This is a genomic window from Kocuria sp. KRD140 (assembly GCF_017168375.1).
GTDB classification, from domain to species: domain Bacteria; phylum Actinomycetota; class Actinomycetes; order Actinomycetales; family Micrococcaceae; genus Kocuria; species Kocuria marina.
In genome coordinates, this window is sequence record NZ_JABFAW010000002.1 from 324,045 (window position 1) to 350,665 (window position 26,621).

Sequence of the window (26,621 nt, forward strand, 5' to 3'; positions counted from 1 at the left end):
CTGCATCCCGACTGTTCTTCGAAACGTCGTCAGGACCGTGCCGTGCGCCCCGGCCTCACGGCCAGCGGACCTCCACCCCGGAGGTGGCCTGTTCGCAAATCCTCGTGAGCGAACGCACTGACGTGGAGTTCTCCCCCAACCGATTGGGCTTGCCCGCGCCGTGGTAGTCGCTGGATCCCGTGACGATGAGATCGTGGTCCGCGGCGAGCTTCATGAGCACCGCGCGGGACTCGTCCGGGTTGTCCCGGTGGGCGACTTCCACGCCGGCCAGACCGGCGTCGATCATCGCGTTGAAATCGGCCGGGGTGGCCACGCGACCGCGCAACGGGGCCATGGGGTGGGCGCACACCGGGACCCCGCCCGCCGCGCGCACGAGTTTGATGGCCTGCACCGGGTCCAGGGCCATGTGCCGCACGTAGTACTTAGATCGCCCGGAGAGCATGTCCGAGAACGCGGCAGAGCGGTTTGGGACGACGCCCAGCTCCACCAGGGCGTCCGCGATGTGTGGGCGGCCCACCGTGGCCTCGGGACTCACGTGGGCCATGACGTCGTCCCAGCTGATCGGGTAGTCCTGCGCGAGCAGGTCCACCATCTTGTGCGCGCGGGAGAGTCGGCTGCGCCGGGACTCCTCGATCGCGTCCAGCAGCGGTGCGTGGTCCGGGCCGTGCAGATAGCTGAGCATGTGCACCGAGATACCGTCCGCGGTGGTGCACGTGATCTCCATGCCGGGTACGAACGCGACCCCCAGGGACACGGCGGTGTCCCCCGCCTCCTGCCACCCCGCGGTGGTGTCGTGATCGGTGAGCGCGAAGACGTTGAGCCCGGCCCGGTGTGCCGCGCGGGCCACGTCCGCCGGGGACTCCGTGCCGTCCGACGCGTTGGAGTGGGTGTGCAGGTCGATTCTCATCACCTCCACGATACCCGCGGACCGCGGTGGGTCGGCCCGCGATACGCGCCGATCGGACGAGGCCGAGCCATCGCTACCGATCGCCCGGTCGTCGCTGCCCACGGGCCAGGGTTGACCGGCGTGGCACCATGGACGAGAACATTCCGCCAGCATCGCGACCCGCGCGGGAGCCCGCGCCCCGAAGGAGATGACCGCGTCCATGAGCCAAGGCTCAGCACACCCCACCGCTTCCCATCACGCGAGCGAGGACGCCGCGCAGCCCATGGACGAGCGGGTGGACAACCGCTCGCAGCGCCCCGACAACGCGGAGTTCCGCGAGTTCATGGCCTCGGGTTGGGCCGCTCCGGAGCACACGACGACGCCGCGCGCCGAGGTCGCGGAGTTCGCCGCTCAGCGCCGTGCCCGGCTCTCCCGGATGTTCCCCGGCGAGCGCCTCGTGATCCCCGCGGGCGCCCCCAAGGTGCGCTCGAACGACACCGACTATCGCTTCCGCCCGCACTCCGCGTTCGCGCACCTCACGGGCATGGGAGTGGACCACGAGCCCGAGGCCGTGCTGGTCATGGAACCCACCGAGCAGGGTCAGGGGGACGACGGCAGCGACCACACCTCCACCCTGTACTTCCACCCCATGGCCGGGCGGGACTCCGCGGAGTTCTACGCGGATGCCAAGAACGGTGAGTTCTGGGTGGGGCCCCGCCCCACGCTGGCGCAATTGCGTGACGAGTTCGCGCTGCCCACCGAGGACCTCTCCGCTCTGGAGACCGCGGTCACCAAGGACGCAGGCAACACCGCCCTGGGTGGTCTCAGCATTCGTTTGGTGCGGGACGTGGACCTGAACATGGACGCGCTCGTTGACACATCCCGGATCAACACGGGCGTGGACCTCGAGCAGTCGGACACCAAGGACGCGACCCTGGCCGAGGCCCTGAGCGAGCTGCGGCTCATCAAGGACGAGTACGAGATCGGGCAGTTGCGCGAGGCCGTGGCGGCCACGATCCGCGGTTTCGAGGACATCGTCTCCGTGCTGCCGCGCGCGATCGGCGGTGAACGCGGCGAGCGCGTAGTCGAGGGCGCGTTCTTCTCCCGCGCCCGCCTCGAGGGCAACGACCTCGGCTACGACACCATCGCGGCGTCCGGGAACAACGCGACCGTGCTGCACTGGATCCGCAACAACGGCTCGGTCAAGCCGGGCGAGTTGATCCTCGTGGACGCGGGTGTGGAGGCCGAGTCGCTCTACACCGCGGACCTCACCCGCACCCTGCCCGTGACCGGCAGCTACACGGACGTGCAGCGCCGGATCTACCAGGCCGTGCTCGACGCCGCGGACGCCGCGTTCGACGTCGCCGTTCCCGGTAACAAGTTCCGGGACCTCCACGCCGCGGCCATGAAGGTGCTCGCCCAGCGGCTTGAGGAATGGGGGCTGTTGCCGGTGTCCGCGGAGGTCTCCCTGTCCGAGGCCGGTCAGCACCACCGCCGCTGGATGCCGCACGGCACGAGCCACCACCTGGGACTGGACGTGCACGACTGCGCCCAGGCCAAGCGTGAGCTCTACCTGGACGCTGTGATCGAGCCGGGGATGGTGTTCACGATCGAGCCCGGGTTGTACTTCAAGAACGAGGACCTCGCGATCCCCGAGGAGTACCGCGGCATCGGTGTGCGCATCGAGGACGACGTGCTGATCACCGAGCAGGGCAACGAGAACCTCTCCGAGGCCCTCCCCCGCAACCCCGACGACGTGGAGTCGTGGATCCAGGGCATCTGGAACCGGGACGAGAACGTGGGCCCCAGCGCTGGCCCCGCGGCGTAACCCCCGGAACACCTAGAGAGTGATCCCCGGGCCCGCATGTCGGGACCCGGGGATCACTCTCTGTGCGTGACGTCGCCGAACTCCCAGTCACTCCCGCGCCACCTTCGGGCACCATCTGTGGCTCTGGCGTGCCCGAAATTTTGTTGCGCGTGTGCCGTGGGTCAGCGCTGGTCCTCGCCGTGCGGCCGCTGGGTCGTGTCCTGTCCGTTGTGCGGGGTGGACCCGCCCTCGCGCGGTGCCTCGGGGGTACCCGGCTGTGTCCACGGCGCCGCGCGGTCGGCCGACTGAGCCGGGTTCGCGGGGATCGTGCCCGATGACGCCCCGTCTGTGGAGGGAGCGGGAGCGTCGGCCGCGGGGTGGGACGGAGCGGCGGCGTTCGCGGGGGCCTGCGGTGCGGGCTGTCCACCGGCCGGGGCGGTGTCGGAGGGTTCGAGCCGGATACCGTACTGCGGGCGTCCGTCCGGGAGGTCCGGGAACTTCGCGGAGCGGTTGGTGTCTTCCTGCTGCTGATCCGCACCCGGGAGAAACACACCGTAGCGCGGCTCGGAACCGCCGGGAGCGTTCTGTCCCCCGGGATCACCCTGCACCGGAGCACCGTGAACCGGGGCGCCCGGCCGCCCGCCCTGGACGGGACCGCCCTGGGCCGGTCCACCGTGCTGCGGGCCACCGGGGTACTGGTTGCCCTGCGGACCGGCGGGACCGCGGTACCCCTGACCCGGGTTCTGCCCGCGCTGCCCCACCACGTGGCCGCCCTCCATGCCGTTGAGCACCTGGCGGGCCTGACCCGCGACCTCCGGGGCGGCGAGGACCTCGTAGCTGCCCGCCACGATCCTGCTGGTCGAGGTGAAGTCCCGCTTGCCGCGGGACATGGCGTACGTGATGGTGGCCATGAGCATCCAGAACGCGCCACCGAGGATCATGGTGAGCAACAGGGACGAAGCCATGTTGGCCCCGCCCAGCAGGGACATCAAAAGGCCGAAGAACGCGCCGAAGACCAGACCGTTGAGCGCACCCTGCAGGGCGACCTTGGGGTAGGAGAGCCGACCGGTGACCTGCTCCACGGACTTGAGGTCGCTGCCGATGATCGAGACCATGGCCACGGGGAAGTGTTCGTCCGCCATGTAGTCAACGGCTTTCTGCGCCAGGGCGTAGGTCCGGTAACGGCCCACCACCTCACCGCGGGGCATTTCCGGGGCGATGGACAGTTGGGCGGGGCCTCGTTTCGAGTTGCTCATGCCATCCATTGTCCCGTAGTCACCCACGAGCCCGCCGGGAAAACCCTGGATCATCGCAGCGGGTGAACACGGCGGCCGGTGAACCCACCCCGGATCGGGTGCCCAGCAACCGGTATCGCCCGGGTTCTGATCCCCCACTCCAGGAATGGGACCGCACAGCACGGTTCACTAGGCTGGGCGGGTGAGCACAAACCTTTCCAAGATCTTCGTCGCGAGACTCATCGGCCTGGACGTCTTCGACCCGTTGGGCGACCGCCTGGGGCGATTGCGCGACGTCGTGGTGCTCTTGCGCCCGGGTAGCAAACCGTCGGTGCGCACCCGCCCGCTCGTCGTGGGTCTCGTGGTGGAGGTGCTCGGGAAGAAGCGTGTGTTCGTGCCCATGACGCGTGTTACGAGCATCGACGCGGAGCAGATCATCTCCACCGGGCTCGTGAACCTGCGCCGCTTCGAGCAGCGCGGTGCCGAGACGCTGGCCGTGGGTGAGCTCTTCGACCGCACCGTGGTGCTGTTGGACGGTTCCGGGACCGCCACGATCGAGGACGTGGCCATGGAGAAGAGCAACAACCGGGGTGACTGGGTCATCTCGCAGTTGTTCGTGCGCAGGTCGCAGGCCACGGGAGGCTTGATCCGGCGTCGAAATCAGACGCTCGTGGTGGACTGGGAGGACGCGGACGACCCGTCCAACGCGGGGCCGCAACCGGCCACGCAGTGGATCGCGCAGCACGAGGAGGACCAGGCCGCGGACATCGCGGACGAGCTGCGGGACATGCCGGACAAGCGCAAGCTCGAGATCGCGGCGGAACTGCAGGACGAGCGGCTCGCGGACGTGCTCGAGGAGCTGCCGGAGGACGACCAGGTCTTCATTCTGACCCACCTGGACAACGAGCGCGCCGTCACGCTGCTCGCCGAGATGGACCCCGACGACGCGACCGACCTGCTCAACGAACTGCCGGAAGCGGAGGCCGAGCGGTTCATCACCATGATGGAACCCGAGGACGCGGAGGACGTCCGGCGCCTGCGCGAGTACGAGGAGGGCACGGCCGGTTCGCTCATGACGCCCGTCCCCATCGTGCTGCCCCCGGAGGCCACCGTGGCGGAAGCGCTCGCGCACATCCGCCAGGAGGAGGTCATCCCGGCCGCGGCATCCGCGGTGCTCGTGTGCCGCCCGCCGCTCGAGACCCCCACGGGTAAGTACCTGGGTCTCGTGCACACGCAGCGACTGCTGCGTTACCCGCCGCCCGAGGCGATTGGTAACCTAATCGATCGGTCCATCGAGCCCGTCTCGGACCAGGCGTCCTTAGCCGACGTCGCTCGCGAACTGGCCACGTACGACCTCACGATCCTGCCGGTCGTCAACGACCAGGACCGGCTCGTGGGTGCGGTCACGATCGACGACGTCCTGGACGCCCTGCTGCCCGAGGACTGGCGCACGTACGACGACGGAACCCCGGTCCGGAAGGTGGGTAAGCGGTATGAGTAATCCCCGGCGCAGCGCGTCCTCGCAGTATTCGCCCGGCCCCCTGGACCAACCGCGCGAGAAACGCCCGGGGTACCTGACCCGCTTCCGCCCCAACCCGGACGCCTTCGGGCGGCTCACGGAGTCCTTCGCCCGCTGGATGGGCACGCCCCAGTTCTTGCTGTGGATGACCGTGTTCGTCACGGTGTGGTTGGCGTGGAACACCCTGGCGCCCGAGAGCATGCAGTTCGATCCGCGCGCGTTGAACTTCACGCTGCTGACACTGATGCTCTCGTTGCAGGCCTCCTACGCCGCTCCCTTGTTGCTGCTCGCGCAGAACCGGCAGGACGACCGTGACCGCGTGGTCGCCGAGGAGGACCGTAAACGCGGACAACAGAACCTCGCGGACACCGAGTACCTCACCCGGGAGATCGCGTCCCTGCGCATCGCGTTGCGCGAGGTCGCGACCCGCGACTACGTCCGCTCCGAGTTGCGCGGGCTGCTCGAGGAGATCCTCGAGGACCAGGACCGCCGCGCCGCCGGTCAGGCCGCCGCGCAGTCCCAGGCCACCAAGTCCAAGACCAAGAAGTCCGAGGGCAAGAAGTCCGACGGCTCCACCAGGGCCCCGCGTGCGAAGAAGATCGAGCTCGAGGACCCCGAGCAGGAAGGACCGCATCAGTGAACGGGAGCGCCATCGACCCCCGACTGCGCGCAGCCCTGGACGGCGTGATCGACCCCGAGCTGCGCCGCCCGGTGACCGAGCTCGGGATGATCCCCGAGGCCGTCCTCGAAGGCGGGACGGCACGCGTGACCGTGCTGCTCACGGTCTCCGGGTGCCCCATGCGCACCACGATCGAAGCGGATCTCCGTGCCGCCCTGAACGAGCTCCCAGACGTCCGCGACGTCGCCGTGGACGTGGGTGTGATGACCCCGGCGCAGCGCCAGGAACTGCAGGAGAAGCTCGGGCACCACCGCACCAACCCGTTCGCGGACCCGCATTCACTCACCCGCGTGCACGCGATCACGAGCGGCAAGGGCGGGGTGGGAAAGTCCAGCGTGACGGTGAACATCGCCGCCGCGCTGGCCGCGATGGGACGCACCGTGGGCATCGTGGACGCGGACATCCACGGCTTCTCAGTACCCGGTCTTCTGGGGATCGCGCAACCACCCACGCGCGTGGGGGACATGATCCTGCCGCCCGTCGTGGAGGTCCCGGAGGGTGCGGACCGCCGGCCCGAGGACAGCGCGGCTGGGGCCGGTCACCGCTCGCGCGGGGTGCTCAAGGTGATCTCGATCGGGATGTTCGTGGATCCCGCCCAGCCCGTGGCGTGGCGCGGCCCCATGCTGCACCGCGCGGTGGAGCAGTTCCTCACGGACGTGCACTTCGGGGACCTGGACCACCTGCTCCTGGACCTGCCCCCGGGCACGGGGGACATCGCGATCTCGGTGGGTCAGCTGCTGCCCCGCTCGGGCGTGGTCGTGGTCTCCACGCCCCAGCACGCCGCCGTGAGCGTGGCCCAGCGTTCGGGGACGCTCGCCGAGCAGACCGAGCAGAAGGTCACGGGCGTCGTCGAGAACATGTCCGCGATGGTCATGCCGGACGGCACGCGCATGGAAGTCTTCGGAGCGGGCGGTGGCGAGACGATCGCGAGCTCGCTGTCCGAGCGCCTGGGCTACCCCGTCCCCCTGCTCGGCAGCGTCCCCCTGGACGTCACCGTGCGGGAGGCCTCGGACCGCGGCGTGCCCGCGGTATGGGATCGGCCGAACTCCCCCGCCGCCGAGCAGCTGTGGGCCGTCGCGCGCGCCCTGGATCAGCAGGGCCGCGGGCTGGCCGGTAAGAATCTGGGCATCACGCCGCGCGGTTGAGCGATCTCCCTCGGGACGCCGCCGCCGCACGGCCCGGTTCCCGCTCGCCCGGCACCTACCCGTCTGTTCACGCGGCGTCGACCTCCGCGCGGCGTCGGTCTGATGACGGGACGGTTGTCAGCTCACGCGGCGCGCGGCCGATAGCGCGGCGGCCGGTTGCTCACGCCGCGCTCGACGGCTCACGTGGCCTCGGTGTCGAACGGGGCGCGTTCGCCTCGCGCGAGCCGTCGCACCGTGGGTGCGGCCACGGTGGAGGCCTCGTACTGGTGGCGGTTCTGTTCCTCGTCGTCCTCGAGCAGCGCTTCACGCACGATCACGCGCGGGTCGTACTGCCGGGGGTCGAGCTTGCGCCAGTCGAGGTCCGAGAATTCCGGGCCGAGAGTCGCCTTGAGATCGTCCGTGGCACCCGTGGCGTAGCGCCGGATGGACTTGACCATGTCCTTGAACTTCTCGGCGTACTCGGGCAACCGCTCGGGCCCGATGATCACCAGGGCCACGATGAGAATGATGATGGCTTCCCCGCCTGAAATCCCGAACACCCGCTGAGCCTATCAACGTCGTGGAACGCCCCGGTGGGGGCGGTCCTTAACCGAAAATTTCCTTGAGTCCGTCCGCGACCGTGGCCCCGAAACTCTCGTCCTTCTGCGAGGGCAGGCTGACCCGTCCCCGGTCCTCCGCCACGACTGCGCTCACGGTCTGGGCCAGGGTGGCCGGTGCGGTGTCCGATGTGAGGGTGTACACGGCGTCCGGGCGCACCATCACCGCGCGCCACGGTTGGGAGCGGTCCACCCACAACCGCGCGCCGTCGAGCACCGACCGGTGCATGCCCTCGGCGCCCACGGGGAGCCCGGTGATGCCGTCCATGGGGTTGTCGGGATTGATGTCACCGCGCTGCTCCACGATGGTCACCGAGCCGTGATCATTGTGCAGGGCCACCGCCACGACGGGCTGGCCCCCCACCTGCGACTGTTGGATGTCCGCGACCGAGTACCCCTTCGCGGCCAGACCCGGAACGGCCCACCCCCGGGCGCGCAGGCTCTGGATGTCGGCCTCCGAGGTGGTATCTACCATTCCCCGGGGACCGGGTGACCACGTGGCCTCCGACCGAGCGTCCGCGCTCTGGCGCTGCTGCACCTGCTTGCCCACGCTCCACACGGCGGTGGTCAGCAGGGCTACGCACACGCAGGCCGCGAAGGCGGTCATAAGACCCACGGTCCGCCGACTCGGCCAACGCCAGGGCCGGCGCACCCTGCTGCGACCCGCGACCCGTGTGGACACTCCGTCCCCCTCCCTGTTCGTCCCCTGCTGCGACCGCCCTGCGGCGGCCGCGTTCGACGCCCCAATTGTGCGGCAGGATTCTGACAGCGATCTGGACACCGACCGGGCGTTCCCGGCGGTGCCCTCAGACCGCGATAAGCTGAAGCACCGTGAGCCCGGACATGACGCCGGGCCCGCCACGTCGAAGCGCTGGGTCCGCGGGGATCCGGGCACACACAGCAGTGAAGGGCACGCCGCGTCCATGAGCACGGATAAAACCACGAGCTGGGCCTATTGCGAGGCCTACGCCACGGAGGACGAAACCGCTTTCCGTGCGCGCGAGCGCTCCCTGGCCCTGCGCTTGGACCCCGTGACCCCGGCCACCGCGGCGCTGCTGACCGTCCTGGCGTCGTCGTCCCGCCCCGCGACCGTGGTGGAAGTGGGCACCGGTGCGGGCGTCTCGGGGCTCGCGCTGCTGCGCGGGATGCCGTCCGAGTCCGTCCTCACGACCATCGACACCGACATCCGGGCCCTGCGCGCCGCGCGGGACACGTTCCGCGAGGCCGGTTTCGAAACCAAACGCACCCGCACGATCTCCGGTGCGGCCTCCCTGGTGCTGCCGCGGCTCACCGAGAACGCGTACGACATGGTGTTCATCGACGCGGACGTGGTCAACACCGCCGAGTACGTCATCGAGGGTGCCCGGTTGCTGCGTCACGGCGGGATGCTCGTGGTCAACGACGCCCTGCACCAGGACCTAGTCCCCCAGCCCGCGCAGCGCCAGGAGGAGACCGTGATCATGCGCGACGTCGTGCGCACCCTGCGGGACGAACCGCGGTTGTCCACGGCCGTCGTGCCCACGGGAACGGGTGTACTGCTGGCCGTCCGGCTGTGAGCGGCTCCCTGTTCAAGGACGCCGGACTCGTGGCCCTCGGCGGCGCCGCGGGGAGTCTGGCCCGCTGGTGGGTGTCCCTCGTGCTTCCGGCAGGATCCGGGTGGTCGTGGGCCACGTTCGCGGTCAATGCCTCCGGCGCCTTCCTGCTCGGGTTGCTGCTCGAAGCGCTCACCCGCCCCGGCCGCGAGCGCCGTGGTGCCCACACCGCGCGCATGCTGCTCGGCACCGGGCTTCTCGGCGGGTTCACCACCTACTCGACCTTCGCACTGGAGCTGTGGGAGCGCGTGCGCTCCGGGGCGAGCGCGGCCGCGTTCGGTGACGCGGTGCTGATGCTCGTCGCGGGGCTGGCCGCCGCGGCCGCGGGTCTCGCGGTGGGCGCCTGGCTCCGGGGACGACGCCGCGGCACGCCCACCGCGGGAGCGGCGCGGTGATCGCGGTACCCGCCGTGGCCCTGGGCGGCGCCGTGGGAGCGGTCCTGCGTTTCCTCCTGGACCGCGGGATCACCGCCCGGTGGGCTCCCACCTTCCCCGCGGCCACACTGCTGATCAACGTGACGGGGTCGTTCGTGCTCGGTGTGGTCACCGGACTGAGCGCGGTTCTGGGACCCGTGTGGACGCTCGCCCTGGGCACCGGGCTGTGCGGTGGCTACACCACGTTCTCCACGGCCATGGTGGACGCCGTACGGCTCGCGCGAGAACAACGTGCCGGGGCCGCGGTGGTGTCGGTGCTCGGAACCGTCCTGTGGAGCCTGCTCGCCGTGGCCGCGGGGCTCACCCTCGGGAGCCACTGGGCGTTCTGAGCCCCGAACGCCGCGAGGGCCCCTCACTCGATGTGAGGGGCCCTCGCGACACGGGCGTGGGGGGTGTCGGTGCTACTGCGTCACCGAAGCCAAGCACTCGCGCAATTCCGCGGCCTCGTCCGACTTGAGTTCCACCACCAGACGCCCTCCGCCTTCCAGGGGGACCCGCATGATCAGACTGCGTCCTTCTTTGGTGACCTCCATGGGTCCGTCACCCGTCCTCGGCTTCATGGCCGCCATTTATGAGCTCCTCTTCGTGAGTACTTACGCTCGCTATCTTATCGAACGCTCAGCCAGTACCGTGACCCGGCACACGACGCGGGAGCGCTCGGAACCATCTGTGCCATAGCGCGCAGCGCGTGTGTGGACAGCGCCTGCGGCAAGGGCCGCCGCGCGGGGTCACGGCGGGTAGTCGCCACCGCCGGGTAGTTGCTTCCAGTGCCACAGCCACCCGACCCACACGATCTGCAGCACTGCCCCGAAGATCACGAGCAGCACCCGATAGGCGCGCGAGTCGCTCACGTGCACCAGGGCGGCGGCGAGCGGCGCCCACGGCAACAGCAACCGGAACGTGGAGCTCTGCGGGTTGAGCACGAGCAGCAGATAGCACCCGTAGGCCGCGATCCACACACGGACAAAGAACGGCAGGGCCCGCTTGACCGTGTCCGAACGCAACAGCATCACGACCGCCGCCACGAGCACCACGGGAGCGACGAGTCCGGCGATCGGGCCCAGCAGATCGGTGGCCTCGTGGAACCACGGCAACACGGGGATCACGTGCTGGCTCCCGCGCCAGGCGGCCTCCGTCTCGGTGTAGGCCATGGGCTCCCGCGTGACGACCCACGCGATGGCCGGCCACGCGAGGGCGGCAGCGCACGCGATCAGCGCCACCACGAGCCAGCGGTCCAGGCACCGGTACCACGCCCGACGTCGCGCGAGCACGTCCCCCACGCTGCGCCACAACCACCACACCCCCAGCGCCGCGGCCAGGGCCACGCCGGTGGGTCGGGTCAGTGCCTGCGCCACCACGAACACGGTGACCCACACGGGCCGGTCCCGCACGACGCACAACATGGCGCTCAGCAAGAACAGCATGCTCAGCGCCTCGGCGTACGGGGTCTGCAGCACGGGTGCCACGGGGTTGAACGCGAACACCGCCACGGCCCACAGTGCCGGGCGTGAGACGCCCCCGGGAGTGCGGGGCCCGGCCATCACGGGTGCTTGGCACCCCAGTCGGTAGAACACCAGGGCCGCACCGAAACCGGCCACGAGGGACACCGTGGCGGCCGTGACGGCCCACCCGGTCCCGGTCAGTGCGTCGATGCCGCGCACGAGCAGCGGGAACACGGGGTAGAACGCCCACGCGTTCTCGGACACCGTGCCCAGCGAGTCCCGGGGCACCTGGAACGGATACCCCTCCCGGAAGATGGTGTGGTACCAGTCGGCGTCCCACGTGTTCACGAAATCCAGGTACCCCAGGGCGCCGTTGCCCCACGGCCCGGGACCCTGTTGGGCACCCACGACCGTGAACACCGCCCAGCCCCAGACCCGCGACACCCCGTAGACCACGAGCACGGCGAGCCACCACGGAGCCGCCGCCCACAGTCGACGCATCCTCCCCGCACGGGAGTCGTGCGCGCTGCGCGCGGGGTCCGCCACCGCCGTGGAACTCACGCGCTGGAACCGGGGGCGCGAGCGTCGTCGTCCCTGGAACGGGGTATTGCGGTGCCAGGGTCGGTGTCGCCGCGCACGGAACCACGCGCGCCATCCGCGGGAGCGGCGTCGTCGCCCCCGGAACCGGGCGCCGCGGCGTCGACCGCTGCCTTCCCCGGGACGGGAGAGGCACCCGGGGCGGGGCCGGAGACCGGGATGCCGTCGTCGTCGGCGTGGACCGCGGTGAGGATCTCCACGACCTCGGCCACGCTGTCCGTGACCCGGAACAGTTCGAGGTCCGCGGTGGAGACCTTGCCGTCGGCCACCAGCGTGGTGGTGATCCATTCCAGCAACGGGCCCCAGTAGTCCGTGCCCACCAGGATCACCGGGAAACGCGTGATCTTGCCCGTCTGCACGAGGGTCAGTGCCTCGAAGAGTTCGTCGAGCGTACCGAAGCCGCCCGGCAGCGCCACGAAGCCCTGGCTGTACTTCACGAACATGGTCTTGCGCGCGAAGAAGTAGCGGAAGTTGATGCCCAGGTCCACCCAGTCATTGAGGCGCTGTTCGTGGGGCAGCTCGATGCCGATCCCTACCGAGTGCGCGCCCACGTCCACCGCTCCCCTGTTCGCGGCCTCCATCACGCCGGGGCCGCCGCCCGTGACCACGGCGTAGCCGGCCTTGCCGATTTCCCGTCCCAGCTCGCGCGCGAGCTCGTACTCCGGGTGCCCCGGCGCGGTGCGCGCCGACCCGAAGACCGAGACGGCGGGGCCCAGGTTCGCGAGTGCGTCGAAGCCTTCAACGAACTCCGCCTGGATCCGCAGGACGCGCCACGGGTCGGTGCGGGTGAAGTCGTCCGGTTCGGCGGGGCGCTGGTCCAGGAAACGCTGGTCGGACGTGCGCCGATGCAGCTGTTTGCGGCGCAGCACCACCGGCCCCTTGTGACGCTCGGGGGGTAGGGAACGTTCGTGCGGTGTCTCAGGGGTGTGCATGCCCACCAGGCTACGTTCTCGTGCTGCACGACGCCGCAGAACTCCCCTGCGGCATGCAACGCGGTGAGTACTCGAGCCAACCTCCCCCGCCTCGGATCGGATACCCGATCACCCCGCGCTCAGGACAACCAGGACGCGAGCGCACGGTGGCAGGCCCGGACGGCGTCGTCGAACACGTGCTCGTCGTCGGTGTGGGCGAGCAGGGCGTCCCCGGGGCCGAAGTTCACGGCAGGCACCCCGGCCTCCGAGAAGCGGGCGACGTCGGTCCAGCCGTACTTGGGCATGGGCTCCCGCCCCACGGCGGCCACGAACTGCGCGGCGGAGGGCCGGTCCAGCCCGGGACGGGCCGCCGGCGAGAGGTCCTGCCACTCGAGCTCGTACCCGGTGAAGACCTCGCGCATGTGGTCCTGTGCCTGCTCGAGGGACTTGTCCGGGGCGAAGCGGTAGTTGACCTCGACCCACGCGGTGTCCGGGATCACGTTGCCCGCGACTCCCCCGCCGATCCGGATCGCATTGAGCCCTTCACGGTAGTCGAGGCCCTCCACAGTCACGGTGCGCGCCTCGTACGCGCTCAACCGGGCCAGGACGTCCGCCTGCTTGTGGATCGCGTTCTCCCCGATCCACGAGCGCCCGGAGTGGGCGGCCTTGCCGTGGGTCGTGATCCGGAAACGCATGGTGCCGTTGCACCCGCCCTCCACGGTCCCGTTGGTCGGTTCGAGCAGCACCGCGAAGTCCGCCTCGAGCAGTTCGGGGCTGTTGCGCATCACGCGGCCCAGCCCGCTCGCATCGCTCGAGACCTCTTCGTGGTCGTAGAACACGTAGGTGACGTCCCGGTTGGGCTCGGTGAGTTCGTGCGCGAGCACCAGTTGGACGGCCACACCGCCCTTCATGTCGGTGGTGCCGCGGCCGTAGATCACGTCCCCGTCCGCTTCCCGACGCCGCGTGGCCGGGACCCCGCCCAGCGATCCCTCCACGGTGGGCAGGGGCACGGTGTCCAGGTGGCCGGCGAGGATCACGCGTTCGTCTCGGCCGCGGTCCGTGCGGGCGATCACGGTGTCCCCGTCCCGGTGGACACTGAGATGGGGCAGAGCGCGCAGGGCTGTTTCGACGGCGTCGGCCAGGGGGCCCTCGTGATCGGACACGGACTCCACGTCCACGAGCGCGGCGGTCAGATCCGCGGGATCCATGGTGAGGTCGAGGGTCACGGAAGCGTCTGAACTCATGCGTGCCAGCCTACAGTTTGCCCCTGCGCCCCGCAGTGGGCGTCGCGGTCGGCTGCCGCGGGGCCTCATTGACGAGCCGCGCGGGTCGGGTCATCTACCACCGGGTCACGGGGCATCTTTTAGGATGGGCCCATGACTTCAACGAGCGAGAGCACCGAGAATTCCCGTATCGCCTCCGGAGTGGGGCTGGCCACCGTGGTGGACTCCGGCGAGCGGGAGGGGACCGTGCTGGACGTCTTCTACCCTGCGCCGAGCCTGAGCGCCAACCCGGATACGAGCTACGAGGCGGATCTGCGCGTGGCCGCCACCACGGACCCGGATCGCAACGTGCGCTCCGAGATCGTGACCACCGTGATCAACCTGGACGAGGCACCCCAGGACGCCGCGGACGCCTACCTGCGCCTGCACCTGCTGTCCCACCGCTTGGTGCGGCCCAACACCCTCAACCTGGACGGCGTCTTCGGCAAGCTCGCGAACGTGGCGTGGACCAGCCGCGGTCCCGTGCTCGCGGAGGAACTGACCCGCTCCCTGCTGCGCCTGCGCGCCAGCGGGACCGTGACCGTGCTTGGCGTGGACAAGTTCCCGCGCATGGTCGATTACGTGGTGCCCTCCGGTGTGCGCATCGGTGACGCGGACCGCGTGCGCCTCGGTGCCTACCTGGGCGAGGGCACCACCGTGATGCACGAGGGGTTCGTGAACTTCAACGCCGGCACGCTCGGCGAGGCCATGGTTGAGGGCCGGATCTCCGCCGGCGTCGTGGTCCACGACCACACGGACGTGGGCGGCGGCGCATCCATCATGGGCACGCTGTCCGGCGGCGGCAAGCAGCGGATCACGCTGGGCCAGCGCTGCCTGCTGGGCGCCAACGCGGGCGTGGGCATCTCCCTGGGTGACGACTGCGTCGTCGAGGCCGGCCTGTATGTCACCGCCGGTACCCGCGTGAGCCTCATCGAGGGCGGCGCCGAACCCCGCGTGGTCAAGGCGTCCGAGCTCTCCGGCGTGAACAACCTGCTGTTCCGCCGCAACTCCACCAACGGCGCCGTGGAGGCGCTGCCCCGCCAGGGCAGCACGGTGGAGCTCAACGCCGCACTGCACGCCAATTGATCCCCGCCGTCGCGCGTCCACGGATCGCGACGACGACGCCGCTCGGCCGGGTCCCGCAGCTCGCGGGCCCGGCCGCGCGTTTTCGTGAGGTCCACTGGATAGGGTGGGGACCATGAAGATTCTTGTCACCGGGGGAACCGGGTACATCGGCTCGCACACGGTTCTGGCGCTGCTCGAGGCGGGGCACGACGTCGTCGTCCTGGACAACCTGTCCAATTCGACCAAGACGTCGCTCGAGCGGGTGGCGGAACTCGCCGGACGCGACGTCGCGGCGTTCGAAGAGGTGGACCTGCTGGACCGCGAGGGTCTGGACCGCGTGTTCGCGCAGCACCGCCCGGACGCCGTGATCCACTTCGCGGGGCTCAAGGCCGTGGGGGAATCGGCGCAGAAGCCGCTGTGGTACTACACGAACAACGTCAGCGGGACCGTGAACCTGTTGTGGGCCATGGAGGAGAACGGGTGCCGCAGCATCGTGTTCTCGTCCTCGGCCACCGTGTACGGCGCCCCGGAGACCATGCCGCTGACCGAGAAGCTGTCCATGGACGCGCAGAACCCGTACGGCCGTACCAAGGAACACATCGAGGACATGCTCGCGGACCTCGCGGCCTCCGATGACCGCTGGTCCGTGGCCCTGCTGCGCTACTTCAACCCCGTGGGCGCGCACGAGTCCGGGCGGATCGGTGAGGACCCCTCGGGGATCCCCAACAACCTCATGCCGTTCGTCGCGCAGGTGGCCGTGGGCCGGCGCGAGAAGCTCATGGTCTTCGGCGACGACTACCCCACCCCGGACGGCACCGGCGTGCGCGACTACATCCACGTGGTGGACCTCGCGGACGGACACCTACGTGCCCTGGACCGGATCAGCCGGGACCACGGCGTGCACGTGTGGAACCTGGGCACCGGCCGCGGCTACTCCGTGCTGGAGGTCCGCGAGGCATTCCAGAAGGCCTCGGGCCGGGAGATCCCCTACGAGATCGCCCCGCGCCGCCCCGGCGACGCCGCTGTGTCCTACGCCGATCCCTCCTCCGCCCTCGCCGAGCTGGGCTGGTCCGCGGACCGGGACATCGACACCATGTGCCGGGACCACTGGAACTGGCAGAAGAACAACCCGAACGGTTACGACGGCTGAGCCGAGCGGCGGCGTCGTGCCCGCACCGACGAACGAGCCCCGATCACCGAACGGTGATCGGGGCTCGTCGGTTTGACCGGGGAACTCAGTTGGCGGTCGGGTAGTGGCGCTCACCCTCGCCCACGTAGAGCTGGCGGGGGCGGCCGATCTTGGTCTCGGGGTCCTCGATCATCTCGCGCCACTGCGCGATCCAGCCGGGCAGGCGGCCGATCGCGAAGAGCACGGTGAACATCTTCTCCGGGAAGCCCATGGCCTTGTAGATCAAACCCGTGTAGAAGTCCACGTTCGGGTAGAGCTTGCGCTCCACGAAGTAGTCGTCCGCGAGCGCCTTCTCCTCCAGGCCGATGGCCAGGTCCAGCAGCTCGTTGTTGCCGCCCATCTTGGCCAGGACGTCGTGCGCGTAGCCCTTGATGATGCGGGCACGGGGATCGTAGTTCTTGTAGACACGGTGCCCGAACCCCATGAGGCGGACGCCGTCCTCCTTGTTCTTGACCTTCTCCATGAACTCGTCCGCGGAGAGCCCACGGTTCTGGATCTGGTCCAGCATGGCCAGCACGGCCTCATTGGCACCGCCGTGCAGCGGGCCGTAGAGGGCGTTGATGCCCGCGGAGACGGACGCGAACATGTTGGCGTGGGAGGAACCCACCAGGCGCACCGTGGAGGTGGAGCAGTTCTGCTCGTGGTCCGCGTGCAGCATGAACAGGATGTCCAGGGTCTTGGCGACCACCGGGTCCACCTCGTAGTCCTCGGCGGGCACACCGAAGCACATGCGCAGGAAGTTCTCCGCGTAGTTGAGGTTGTTGTGGGGGTACAGCTGCGGCTCGCCCACGGACTTCTTGTACGCGTACGCGGCCAGAGTGGGGACCTTTGCGAGCAGGCGGATGGTGGAGATCTCCACCTGCTCCTTGTTGAACGGGTCCAGGGAGTCCGAGTAGAAGGTGGACAGCGCGGACACGGCCGAGGACAGCACGGGCATGGGGTGCGCGGAGCGGGGGAAGCCGTTGAAGAACATCTTGATGTCCTCGTGCACCATGGTGTGCGTGGTGATGCGGTGCTGGAAGTCCTCGTACTGCTCACGCGTGGGAAGCTCGCCGTAGATCAGCAGGTAGGCGGTCTCCAGGAAGTTGGAGTGCTCCGCAAGCTCCTCGATGGGGTAGCCGCGATAGCGCAGGATGCCCTGGGCGCCATCGATGTAGGTCACCGTGGAGCGCGTGTTCGCGGTGTTCACGAACCCGGGGTCGAAGCTGACGTTGCCGGTCTCCTTGAGCAGGGAGCCCACGCCGTAGCCCTTGTTGCCCTCGGTCACCTCCAGAACGGGGAGCTCGAGGGACTTGCCCTTCTCGTAGTTCAGCTCCACCTTGTCGGTGGACTTCTTGGCCTCTGCCATGATGTGTCCTTCACGGTTCGCTAGGTGTTCCACGACGGGTTCGCGGTGCGGTTCACCCCCACGCCGTCGTGGCGGTTCGGGTCGGTGCGCACCGGGCGGGAACACGGTGTCATTCCCCACCAACCTACCCGTTGGTGTGATCGGGATTCCACTTGCCCACCCGTGTGCGGCGGGCTCAGACGGCGCCTGAGAGCCGTTGCACGGCGGCCGCCATGCGCTCGTCGCTCGCGGTCAGGGACAGCCGCACGTAGCCGTGCCCGGCGTCCCCGTAGAAGGTCCCGGGGCCCACCACGATGCCCAGGCGGGCGAAGCGTTCCACGGTGTCCCACGTGTCCTCACCGGCGGTGGCCCACAGGTACAAGCCGGCCTCGGAATGCTCGATCGTGAGCCCGAAGGCCTCCACGGCGGGCTTGAGTGCCTCGCGCCGCTGCCGGTAGAGGTTCTTCTGCGCCGTCACGTGCGCGGTGTCCCCCAGGGCCACGCGCATGGCTTCCTGCACGGGATAGGGCACGATCATCCCGGCGTGCTTGCGCGAGTTGATGAGCGAGGGCATCAGCGCGGGGTCACCCGTGAGGAACGCGGCGCGGTAGCCCGCGAGGTTCGACTGCTTGGACAGCGAGTACGCGCTGAACAGCAGGGACGTGTCCCCGCCGCTCACGCGCGGGTCCAGGACGGACGGCACGGGTTCGCCACCGCGTGCGGGATCCCACTGACCCCAGCCGAGCTCGGCGTAGCACTCGTCGGAGACCACCACGGCCCCCTGCGAGCGGGCCTGGTCCACGAGCCGCTTGAGACTCTGCGCGTCCCGCACGATGCCCGTGGGATTGCCCGGCGAGTTGACCCACACCATGCGCACGCGCTCGCGCACCGAGGGCTCGAGCTCGTCCAGCGAGTCCGCGGCCACGGCCTCGGCGCCGGCGATCTGCGCCCCGATGTCGTACGTGGGGTAGGCGACCACGGGACGCACTACGACGTCGCCCGGGCCCAGACCCAGCAACAGCGGCAGCCACGCGACGAGTTCCTTGGAACCCACCGTGGGCATCACGGCGTCCGGGTCCAGATCGGGCACACCGCGACGATCGGCGAACCACGCGGCCACGGCCTCCCGCAGCGCGGGGGTCCCGTGCGTCGTGGGATACCCGGGGGCGTCCGCGGCGGCGGCGAGCGCATCCTGGATCACGAGCGGCGTGGGGTCCACCGGGGTCCCGATGGACAGGTCCACCACACCATCCGGGTGCTCCTGCGCGGTCCGGCGGTACGGCGCGAGGGAGTTCCAGGGGTAGTCGGGCAGGTTCAGACCGAATCCGCGGGCCACGCTCACCGGATCAGTCCTGGTTCTGCGGGGGCAGTTCCGCGATCATGGGGTGGTCCTTGTGGGTGTTGCCGAGCTTGGCGGCCCCACCCGGAGAGCCCAGATCGTCGAAGAACTCCACGTTCGCCTTGTAGTACTCGGCCCATTCCTCGGGGGTGTCGTCCTCGTAGTAGATGGCCTCCACGGGGCACACCGGTTCGCACGCACCGCAGTCCACGCACTCGTCCGGGTGGATGTACAGGGATCGCTCGCCCTCGTAGATGCAGTCCACGGGACATTCCTCCACGCAGGCCTTGTCCTTGACATCCACGCACGGCTGCGCAATTACGTAAGTCACGGTTGACGAACCTCTCCTTCTGTTCCCAAGTCCTCGACCATTTTAGCGGCGGGCATTCGAGGCTACCGCGCCCGCGAGCGCACCAGCCAATGTCCCGTAACAATCACGGAGGCCATGACCGCCACGAAGATCACGGCGAACCACAGCAACCCCACGATCCCCACGGGCTCGGCCCACGTGGTGACCACGAGCGCCGAGCCCTCTCGCAGGTACGCGGTGGCCCAGGCGATCACGTACGTCACGAGCCCTGGGACGGCAGCCGCCCACACGCGCCGGGTCGCAGTACCGCACCACACGCTCGCGCACAGCAGCAGCGCCCCGGAGAATACGAGCCCCCACGGGAGCCACCAACCGTCCAGGTACCAGATGTTGGCGTGCATGGCCGTGGCCACCGCTCCCGCCACGAGTCCCGTGAGCAGTGCCGTCACCAACGACGACGCCGCTCCCGGCCGTTGCTTCTCGGCTCCCCCGGGCGCGTGGTCGCCGGCGGTCTGCACGGCCGGGGCGCTCTCCCACGGGGCGGTGCGGCGCAGTCCGGACGCGCTCATCGTCCGCCCCGGCGTAACAGGCGAAACGTCTCGGTGGCGCTGAGGGTCTGCGGCACGCCGTTGGATAGCTCGTACGTGGTGCCCTGCGGGTCCTCGCCCAGGGTGATCTGTGTGGCGTGCGCCGCCATTGCGGCGCGCTTCACCGCCAGATCACCGTGGATCGCCGCTTGCGGCCGTTCGTCCGAGGGGTTCACGTCGCTCTCGATCCCCCACGTCAGGGGGACATCCCACGCGCCGTGGGCGGTGTCCGGTGCTGACGCTGCGAGGTCCACGGCGCGCAGCGTGACCCCGTGCGTGGCCACGTGGTCCGGGTGACCGTACCCGCCGTCGTCGTCGTAGGTGATCACGGCGTGGGGACGCACCGCACGGATAGCTGCGGCCACGTGGGCGGCGGCCTCCTGCGGATCCGCCGCCGTGAGCGCTGCGGGTGAGACGTCCTCGGCGGGCTGCGGGCGACCGTCGGGCCCCCAGCTCATCCCGGAATCCACGTACTTGTCCGCGCCGTTGGCGAAACCCTCGGCGGGATCGTGGGCGGGGGGCTCCCCCGCGAAGAACCGGTCCGCAAGCCCCATGGCGGCCGCGGCGGCGTCGAGCTCACCCACGCGGTAGAGCCCCAGCGCGGTGCCGTCGGTGTCCGGGCACCCGGGTTGGCCCACCTCGAGATGACGCAGGGCGGGCGGGATAACCTCACCGCGTTCGCCGCGCGTCATGGTCAGCAACACCGTGGTGGCGCCCAGCGCGCCGTAGTACCCGATGGATACGCCCGTGACGATGGCTTCGTCGTCCGGGTGGGCGTGCACCCACAACACACGAGCCCGGGCGGGGTTCACGCCCCCGGGGAGCAGTGTCTCCACCGCCCCCTCGGTCGCGTGTCCCCCGCCCGGGTATCGAGGATCGGCCACGATCAGGCGCGCGCCCGCTGCCGGGCGACCTTGAGGCGCTCGTTGGCGTCCAGGACCACCTTGCGGATGCGGACGGCCTCCGGGGTGACCTCCACGCACTCGTCCTCGCGCGCGAACTCGAGGGACTCCTCGAGCGTGAGCTTGCGCGGGGGCGTGAGGTTCTCGAAGCTGTCCGCCGTGGACGAGCGCATGTTGGTGAGCTTCTTCTCCTTGGTGATGTTCACGTCCATGTCGTCCGCGCGGGAGTTCTCACCCACGATCATGCCCTCGTAGACCTCGGAGGTGGGCTCCACGAAGAACGAGCCGCGCTCCTGCAGGTTGATCATGGCGTACGGGGTGACCACACCGGCGCGGTCCGCGATCATGGAACCGTTGGTGCGGTACTCGATCTCCCCGGCCCACGGCTCGTAGCCGTCCGCGTAGGAGGACGCGATGCCCGCGCCTCGGGTCTCCGTGAGGAACTTGGTGCGGAAGCCGATCAGACCGCGCGAGGGGACCTTGAACTCCATGCGCACCCACCCGGTGCCGTGGTTGCTCATGCCCTCCATGCGGCCCTTGCGCGCGGCCATGAGCTGGGTGATCGCACCCAGGAACTCGTCCGGAGCATCGATCGTCATGTGCTCGTAGGGCTCGTGCACCTTGCCGTCCACGGTCCTGGTGACCACCTGTGGTTTGCCCGCGGTGATCTCGAAGCCCTCGCGGCGCATCTGCTCCACGAGGATGGCCAGGGCCAGCTCACCGCGGCCCTGCACCTCCCACGCGTCCGGGCGCTGGGTGGGCAGCACGCGCAGCGAGACGTTACCGATGAGCTCCTTGTCCAGGCGGTCCTTGACCTGGCGCGCGGTGACCTTGGCCCCCTTGACGCGTCCGGCCAAGGGCGAAGTGTTGATCCCGATGGTCATGGAGATCGCGGGATCGTCCACCGTGATCAGCGGCAGCGGCTCGGGGTTCTCGAGGTCCGTGAGGGTCTCACCGATGGTGATGTCCTCGATCCCGGCCACGGCCACGATCTCACCGGGCCCGGCGCTCTCCGCGGGCACCCGGTCCAGGCCCTTGGTGGCCAGCAGTTCGGAGATGCGCACGCTCTTGAGGGTTCCGTCGTGACGCGCCCACGCCACGGTCTGGCCCTTCTTCAGCGTCCCGTTGAAGATGCGCAGCAGGGCCAGGCGACCCAGGAACGGGGAGGCGTCCAGGTTGGTCACGTGCGCCTGCAGCACGCCGTCCGGGTTGTAGGACGGCGCGGGGATGTGCTCGATGATGGTGCGGAACAGCGGCTCGAGGTCCTCATTGTCCGGCAGTTCGCCGTTGCCGGGCTGGTCGGTGGAGGCACGGCCGGCCTTGCCGGAGGCGTAGACCACGGGCACGTCCAGGACGGCGTCCAGGTCCAGGTCCGGGTGATCCTCGGCGATGTCCGAGGCCAGGCCCAGCAGCAGGTCCATGGTGTCGGAGACGACCTCGTCGATCCGGGCGTCCGGGCGGTCCACCTTGTTGACGACGACGATCACGGGCAGCTTGGCCTCGAGGGCCTTGCGCAGCACGAACCGGGTCTGGGGCAGCGGGCCCTCGGAGGCGTCCACGAGCAGCACGACGCCGTCCACCATGGACAGACCGCGCTCCACCTCGCCACCGAAGTCGGCGTGACCCGGGGTGTCGATCACGTTGATCGTGATGGTCTCACCGTTGGCCGCGGGGCCGTCGTAGAACACCGTGGTGTTCTTGGCCAGGATGGTGATGCCCTTCTCCCGCTCCAGGTCGCCCGAGTCCATGACTCGTTCCTCGACCTCTCCGTGGCTGGAGAACGCGTTCGTCTGCTGGAGCATGGCATCGACGATGGTGGTCTTGCCGTGGTCAACGTGGGCCACGATGGCCACGTTGCGCAGATCGGCGCGCTGGGTGGTGGTTTCAGACATGCACAGGTCTCTCTTCATGAGTGGATGCAGAGGGGAATCGTGGCGATTCTACTCCCCTCCGCCACCACCCGGAGCACACGTGATGCATGTCTCCCGTGTGCTCAGCCGAGCAGTTCGGGGCGCTGCCATTCCTCACCCAGCACGTGTTCGGCCAGGAACGCGAGCACGGTCTCGTACCACGCCCGCGAGTTGGCCGGCTTGAGGATCCAGTGGTTCTCGTCCGGGAAGTACAGGAACCGGTGGCCCTCCACCCGGGTGCGCAGCTGCAGATCGGACCACAGCTCGATGCCCTGGGAGATCGGGACCCGGTAGTCCTTGTCCCCGTGGATCACGAGCATGGGGACCTGGATCCGGTCCACGAACCGGTGCGGTGAGTACACGGCGGCCTGGGCCGGGCCCATGGCCTCACGCCACTCGGTGTTGTCCGTGGTGGCACCCATGGAGTCCAAGTTCCACAGGGACGCGTGGATCACGATGCACCGGAACCGGTCCGCCGTCTGGGTGGCCACCCAGTTGGCCATGTACCCGCCGTAGGAACCGCCCAGCAGGGCTTGGCGCTGGGCATCGATGTCCGCCCGCTGCGTCGTGGCCTCCACGAGGGCCATCACGTCCGTGAACGGCGCCCCGCCCAGCTCCTGCTGACCGCGGTCGATCATGGCCTGTCCGTAACCCGTGGAGATGGCCGGGTCCGGGAACAGCACGGCATAACCGCGGGCCACGAACGGCCACGGATTCCAACGCCAGCTCCACTGGTTGTTGGACGCCCACGGCCCACCGTGAACGAACACGAGCAACGGGTGTTCGGTTCCTTCCCCCTCGGGCAGCGCGAGCCACGCGCGGATGCTCGTCCCGTCCTCGGCGGTCGTGGTGACCTCCTCGAGGCGGCCGGGGACGGCGTCGTCGGGCACGAGACCGTCGATCCGGGTGGGCTCGGCGCAGAACTCCCGACCGGACCACGTCACCGCCTCGAGGGGGTGGTCGTAGGTGGCCCGCAGACCGTAGAACGCGTCCCCCACGGGGTGGACCGCGCAATAGGTCCACGGCTGCTCGGCACCGCCGGCCAGGACGTCGATCGAGGAGTCCCCGCCCCGCGGGCACGTAACCCTCAGCACGATCCCCCGGCCCTGATAGTCGGACGTGCACACGAAGGAGTCGTCATCGATCCACCGGGATCCCCCCGCCCAGTATTCGTCTGTGGGCATGACTTCCGTGTCCCGACCCGTGCTCAGGTCGTGGACCCACAGCGAGATCTGCAGGTTGACGCCGTCGCGCCACACGACGTCCCGCTCCAGGACGACCCGGCTGCCGTCCGGGGAGACGGGCCCGGGCTCCCACCAGTCCTCCTCGGTGGCGTCCCGGAACAGTTCGGCCTGACCGGCGCCGTCTGCCGTGATCGGCACCCGCCACAGCTGGGACCGTTCCCAGCCCTCCGGCAACCACGCGGTCAACTGTGCGATCAGCCAGGTGCCGTCCGGGGCGACCGAGTAGCGCGTCAACCGCCCGGCGGGCAGATCCACGCGGCGCACGGCCTCCCCCGCGTCCCGGGACTCGGCGAGCGCGGCGGTGTCCACGAACCACAGGGCGGTCTCGGCGGCTGGGAGGTCATGGTCCCAGTACCGGAACGGCGCGCGGTCGTAGAGCATGGGACTCGCCCCGGATTCCTCACGCAATTCGTGCAGTTCACGGTTGCGGGCGAGCTCGTCCGCCGCACCCTTGGCACTCGGGTGCATGCCCGAGAGGAAGAACAGCATGTCCCCGCCCAGCTTGGGGTCCGAGATGCCCTCGGGCATGTCCAGCACCATGCGGGCGTCGCCGCGTTCGGGGAGCAACCACAACCGGGAGCGCTTCTCGTGGTCCCCGTCCATGGGTCGGTCGGACGTGAAGTAGAGCTCCCCCGACGGCGCCGGGCACACCTCTTGGACTCCGTGATCGCCGGAGGTCAGGGGGACAGGTGCACGATCGCCGTCGGTCGGGCGGGGTACCGACCACGCGTGTTTGACGTAGCGCTTACCGTCTGAGGACAGTTCCTGCCGCAGGGCGATCACCGGGCCGTTCCGGTGTCCGCTCAATCCGGTGAGTCGTGGGGTGGCCACGAGCTGTTCGGAAGTTTCATAACGGGGTGTCATATGAGTCACATTACAGACGTGCCGGTCACGCATAAGCGCGCACGTGTCACCCCAGCCACTAACGTGGCCCTCGGCCACGTGGCGCAGCGGTGGCGGATGGGAGTGGAACGCATGAGTTCGGACAAGGGGACGTTGGCGTGGGCGGTGCGCGTCACGGTTCCCGTGGCCATGGGATACATGCCGCTCGGGATGGCCTTCGGCGCCTATGCGGTCTCGCTGGGGTTCGCTCCCTACCTGGCGCCCCTCACGGCTCTCGTGGTCTTCGCGGGCTCGATCGAGTTCCTGCTCGTGGGATTGGTCTCGGCGGGAGCGGGCCTGCTACAGATCGCCGTGACCACTCTGCTGGTCAACAGCCGACACATCTTCTACGGCTTCTCCTATCCCACCCACCTGCTGCGTTCGCCCTTCGCCAAGTTCTACGGCCCCTATGCCCTGACCGACGAGGCCTATGCGCTGATCAACAGCGGCGTGCGCCCCACCACGCAGCACGAGCTCATGCTGATCCAGGGCATCTCCCAGTTCTACTGGGTCTTCGGTGCCGCGGTCGGAGCCGTGGCCGGCGGACTCATCCCGGAATCGTTCGACGGTTTCGACTTCGCACTGACCGGGTTGTTCACCCTGTTGTTCGTGAGCGCCCTGAGCGCGGCCTCGCAGCGCGTGATGATCGTGCTCGCTGCCCTGGCCTCCATTGCGGTGGGGCTGCTGCTGCCCCGCGACCTGTTCCTGCTCGGTGCCATGTTGTGCTACGCGGTGCTATGCGTCGTGCTCGTCAAACGCCCACGGCACGGTCGTTCGTCCCAGACCGCGGAAGGCGGCGCCTGAGATGCTCGCAGCCATCGTCGTGTGCGCCGCCGTGACCTATTCGTTGCGGCTGTTCCCCGTATTGTTGGCCCATCGGTTCCGCGATCGCGAGGACCTGCGGGAGATCTCCGCCCTGCTCCCCGCGGGACTCATGTTGATCCTGGTCGCCTATACATTGCTGGAGGCCGATTCCGGGGTGCAGCTGAGCCGATTGATTCTCGCGGCGGTGATTTCCGTGATCGTGAACGCAGTGAGCAAGAATTTCCTGATGGCATTCATCGCGGGATTCTCGGCATATTCATTGTCGGGATTATTTCTGTAAATTTTCGAGGTAATTCGAGCGGCCCCGGAAACCCTGAGCCCCGCCGCGCAGTGAGTGAGCACACACGCCCCGCGCGCATCTGCGATGAGCCGACGACGGGGTCGCAAGCTCACTCGAACCATTAGATCAAATATTGTTTCCCTATTCTGGTGAGTGCACCCTCAGCAAACTCAGGCATACCTAACCCCAATTAGGTAACGACCTTTTACCATAAGGGTCAACTTACTGGCGCGCCCCGAAAAACACCCGTAGTGTCCATATCAGTTCATCCGACGATCAGAGCACCACCCGAATCACAGGAGAAGATCATGGCCACTCTCACCGCTGTTTCCGCTTGCACCGCCACCGGCTGCGCCTTCAACGACAACGGCTGCACCGCCCCCGCCATCACGGTGGGCGGCCAGGGCTCCGAGGCCTCGTGCACCACGTTCATCTCGCTCGACGCCCGCGGTGGCCTGCCCACCGCCAACGGCCAGGTGGGCGCGTGCCAGCGCCTCGAGTGCGTGCACAACAAGGACCTATTGTGCACCGCCTCGTCGATCGAGGTCACTGCGGACGCCAACTGCGCGAGCTACGAAGCCCGCTGATCGCGGAGCTCATCGAGTAACAACTGCAGACATGAGAGGACCGCGAGTCATGCGACTCGCGGTCCTCTC

The 26,621-nt window shown here is 69.1% G+C and carries 27 protein-coding genes; 12 read left to right on the forward strand and 15 right to left on the reverse strand.

Going from position 1 to position 26,621, the window contains the following annotated elements:
• Positions 1 to 55 precede the first annotated feature (55 nt).
• Entirely contained in the window at positions 56 to 907 is an 852-nt protein-coding gene (locus J1M36_RS03675) for a PHP domain-containing protein (RefSeq protein ID WP_206478676.1), read from the reverse strand.
• 199 nt (positions 908 to 1,106) lie between these two features.
• Between J1M36_RS03675 and J1M36_RS03680 the strand changes: the two genes are divergently transcribed.
• Positions 1,107 to 2,714 carry an aminopeptidase P family protein gene (locus tag J1M36_RS03680; RefSeq protein ID WP_144997951.1) on the forward strand — a complete coding sequence of 536 codons (1,608 nt, stop codon included), beginning with the start codon at positions 1,107 to 1,109 and terminating at the stop codon, positions 2,712 to 2,714.
• Between the two features lie 161 nt (positions 2,715 to 2,875).
• Here J1M36_RS03680 and J1M36_RS03685 read toward each other — a convergent pair whose 3' ends face one another.
• Positions 2,876 to 3,949, reverse strand: a complete 1,074-nt coding sequence (locus J1M36_RS03685; RefSeq protein WP_206478677.1) for a general stress protein — start codon at positions 3,947 to 3,949, stop codon at positions 2,876 to 2,878.
• 181 nt (positions 3,950 to 4,130) lie between these two features.
• On the opposite strand from J1M36_RS03685, the gene J1M36_RS03690 reads away from it, so the two are divergent.
• The 3 genes from J1M36_RS03690 to J1M36_RS03700 are packed head-to-tail and all read left to right on the forward strand — an operon-like array spanning position 4,131 to position 7,271.
• On the forward strand, positions 4,131 to 5,429 hold the full coding sequence (locus J1M36_RS03690; protein ID WP_064846075.1) for a CBS domain-containing protein: 1,299 nt from the start codon (positions 4,131 to 4,133) through the stop codon (positions 5,427 to 5,429).
• Positions 5,422 to 6,087, forward strand: a complete 666-nt coding sequence (locus J1M36_RS03695) for a DUF1003 domain-containing protein (protein WP_241246790.1) — start codon at positions 5,422 to 5,424, stop codon at positions 6,085 to 6,087. The genes J1M36_RS03690 and J1M36_RS03695 overlap by 8 nt, the downstream gene beginning before the upstream one ends.
• Positions 6,084 to 7,271, forward strand: a complete 1,188-nt coding sequence (locus J1M36_RS03700) for a P-loop NTPase (protein ID WP_206478678.1) — start codon at positions 6,084 to 6,086, stop codon at positions 7,269 to 7,271. Before J1M36_RS03695 ends, J1M36_RS03700 begins: the two co-directional genes overlap by 4 nt.
• 179 nt (positions 7,272 to 7,450) lie before the next feature.
• Here the strand turns inward: J1M36_RS03700 and J1M36_RS03705 are convergent, their stop codons facing one another.
• Positions 7,451 to 7,810, reverse strand: coding sequence for a sec-independent translocase (locus J1M36_RS03705; RefSeq protein WP_085107176.1), 360 nt, complete (start codon positions 7,808 to 7,810; stop codon positions 7,451 to 7,453).
• A gap of 46 nt (positions 7,811 to 7,856) precedes the next feature.
• Complete coding sequence (locus J1M36_RS03710) at positions 7,857 to 8,474, reverse strand: hypothetical protein (RefSeq protein WP_085107208.1); 618 nt, start codon at positions 8,472 to 8,474, stop codon at positions 7,857 to 7,859.
• Between the two features lie 316 nt (positions 8,475 to 8,790).
• Here J1M36_RS03710 and J1M36_RS03715 point away from each other — a divergent pair, with 316 nt between their 5' ends.
• The 3 genes from J1M36_RS03715 to crcB are packed head-to-tail and all read left to right on the forward strand — an operon-like array spanning position 8,791 to position 10,222.
• Positions 8,791 to 9,423 (forward strand): O-methyltransferase, encoded by a 633-nt coding sequence (locus J1M36_RS03715; RefSeq protein ID WP_064846071.1) that lies wholly within the window; start codon positions 8,791 to 8,793, stop codon positions 9,421 to 9,423.
• The gene (locus tag J1M36_RS03720) at positions 9,420 to 9,854 is read left to right on the forward strand and encodes a CrcB family protein (protein ID WP_085107174.1); all 435 of its coding nucleotides are present in this window, start codon (positions 9,420 to 9,422) and stop codon (positions 9,852 to 9,854) included. The genes J1M36_RS03715 and J1M36_RS03720 overlap by 4 nt, the downstream gene beginning before the upstream one ends.
• Positions 9,851 to 10,222: a fluoride efflux transporter CrcB gene (crcB, locus tag J1M36_RS03725; protein ID WP_085107172.1), complete on the forward strand. Its 372-nt coding sequence runs from the start codon at positions 9,851 to 9,853 to the stop codon at positions 10,220 to 10,222. The genes J1M36_RS03720 and crcB overlap by 4 nt, the downstream gene beginning before the upstream one ends.
• Positions 10,223 to 10,294: 72 nt before the next feature.
• On the opposite strand, the gene J1M36_RS03730 is transcribed toward crcB, so the two are convergent.
• The 4 genes from J1M36_RS03730 to dapE form a co-directional block, all read right to left on the reverse strand.
• Positions 10,295 to 10,462, reverse strand: coding sequence for a DUF3117 domain-containing protein (locus tag J1M36_RS03730; RefSeq protein WP_064846068.1), 168 nt, complete (start codon positions 10,460 to 10,462; stop codon positions 10,295 to 10,297).
• A 159-nt stretch (positions 10,463 to 10,621) separates the two neighbouring features.
• Complete coding sequence (locus tag J1M36_RS03735; RefSeq protein ID WP_342358279.1) at positions 10,622 to 11,896, reverse strand: hypothetical protein; 1,275 nt, start codon at positions 11,894 to 11,896, stop codon at positions 10,622 to 10,624.
• Positions 11,893 to 12,864 carry a TIGR00730 family Rossman fold protein gene (locus J1M36_RS03740; protein WP_241246791.1) on the reverse strand — a complete coding sequence of 324 codons (972 nt, stop codon included), beginning with the start codon at positions 12,862 to 12,864 and terminating at the stop codon, positions 11,893 to 11,895. Before J1M36_RS03740 ends, J1M36_RS03735 begins: the two co-directional genes overlap by 4 nt.
• A gap of 119 nt (positions 12,865 to 12,983) precedes the next feature.
• A complete protein-coding gene (gene dapE / locus J1M36_RS03745) occupies positions 12,984 to 14,087 on the reverse strand; it encodes a succinyl-diaminopimelate desuccinylase (RefSeq protein WP_064846067.1) in 1,104 nt (367 codons plus the stop codon).
• 132 nt (positions 14,088 to 14,219) lie between these two features.
• On the opposite strand from dapE, the gene dapD reads away from it, so the two are divergent.
• On the forward strand, positions 14,220 to 15,191 hold the full coding sequence (gene dapD, locus J1M36_RS03750; RefSeq protein WP_064846066.1) for a 2,3,4,5-tetrahydropyridine-2,6-dicarboxylate N-succinyltransferase: 972 nt from the start codon (positions 14,220 to 14,222) through the stop codon (positions 15,189 to 15,191).
• 112 nt (positions 15,192 to 15,303) lie between these two features.
• Positions 15,304 to 16,320: a UDP-glucose 4-epimerase GalE gene (galE, locus tag J1M36_RS03755; protein ID WP_206399476.1), complete on the forward strand. Its 1,017-nt coding sequence runs from the start codon at positions 15,304 to 15,306 to the stop codon at positions 16,318 to 16,320.
• Positions 16,321 to 16,405: 85 nt separating this feature from the next.
• Here galE and J1M36_RS03760 read toward each other — a convergent pair whose 3' ends face one another.
• The 7 genes from J1M36_RS03760 to J1M36_RS03790 form a co-directional block, all read right to left on the reverse strand.
• Positions 16,406 to 17,707: a citrate synthase gene (locus tag J1M36_RS03760; protein WP_131332596.1), complete on the reverse strand. Its 1,302-nt coding sequence runs from the start codon at positions 17,705 to 17,707 to the stop codon at positions 16,406 to 16,408.
• Between the two features lie 175 nt (positions 17,708 to 17,882).
• The gene (dapC, locus tag J1M36_RS03765; protein ID WP_144997940.1) at positions 17,883 to 19,028 is read right to left on the reverse strand and encodes a succinyldiaminopimelate transaminase; all 1,146 of its coding nucleotides are present in this window, start codon (positions 19,026 to 19,028) and stop codon (positions 17,883 to 17,885) included.
• Between the two features lie 4 nt (positions 19,029 to 19,032).
• Positions 19,033 to 19,356, reverse strand: a complete 324-nt coding sequence (fdxA, locus tag J1M36_RS03770; RefSeq protein ID WP_035965353.1) for a ferredoxin — start codon at positions 19,354 to 19,356, stop codon at positions 19,033 to 19,035.
• Between the two features lie 62 nt (positions 19,357 to 19,418).
• Positions 19,419 to 19,904, reverse strand: a complete 486-nt coding sequence (locus J1M36_RS03775; protein ID WP_240505702.1) for a hypothetical protein — start codon at positions 19,902 to 19,904, stop codon at positions 19,419 to 19,421.
• Positions 19,901 to 20,758, reverse strand: a complete 858-nt coding sequence (locus J1M36_RS03780; RefSeq protein WP_342358280.1) for a PIG-L family deacetylase — start codon at positions 20,756 to 20,758, stop codon at positions 19,901 to 19,903. Before J1M36_RS03780 ends, J1M36_RS03775 begins: the two co-directional genes overlap by 4 nt.
• Before the next feature lie 50 nt (positions 20,759 to 20,808).
• Positions 20,809 to 22,716 (reverse strand): translational GTPase TypA, encoded by a 1,908-nt coding sequence (gene typA / locus J1M36_RS03785; RefSeq protein WP_206478681.1) that lies wholly within the window; start codon positions 22,714 to 22,716, stop codon positions 20,809 to 20,811.
• Positions 22,717 to 22,817: 101 nt separating this feature from the next.
• Entirely contained in the window at positions 22,818 to 24,842 is a 2,025-nt protein-coding gene (locus tag J1M36_RS03790) for an alpha/beta fold hydrolase (RefSeq protein ID WP_206478682.1), read from the reverse strand.
• A 111-nt stretch (positions 24,843 to 24,953) separates the two neighbouring features.
• Between J1M36_RS03790 and J1M36_RS03795 the strand changes: the two genes are divergently transcribed.
• From J1M36_RS03795 to J1M36_RS03805, 3 genes are all read left to right on the forward strand, one after another.
• Positions 24,954 to 25,664: an AzlC family ABC transporter permease gene (locus tag J1M36_RS03795; RefSeq protein ID WP_206478683.1), complete on the forward strand. Its 711-nt coding sequence runs from the start codon at positions 24,954 to 24,956 to the stop codon at positions 25,662 to 25,664.
• A gap of 1 nt (position 25,665) precedes the next feature.
• Entirely contained in the window at positions 25,666 to 25,965 is a 300-nt protein-coding gene (locus J1M36_RS03800; protein ID WP_085107151.1) for an AzlD domain-containing protein, read from the forward strand.
• Between the two features lie 308 nt (positions 25,966 to 26,273).
• The gene (locus J1M36_RS03805; RefSeq protein ID WP_035965361.1) at positions 26,274 to 26,552 is read left to right on the forward strand and encodes a DUF1540 domain-containing protein; all 279 of its coding nucleotides are present in this window, start codon (positions 26,274 to 26,276) and stop codon (positions 26,550 to 26,552) included.
• Positions 26,553 to 26,621 lie beyond the last annotated feature (69 nt).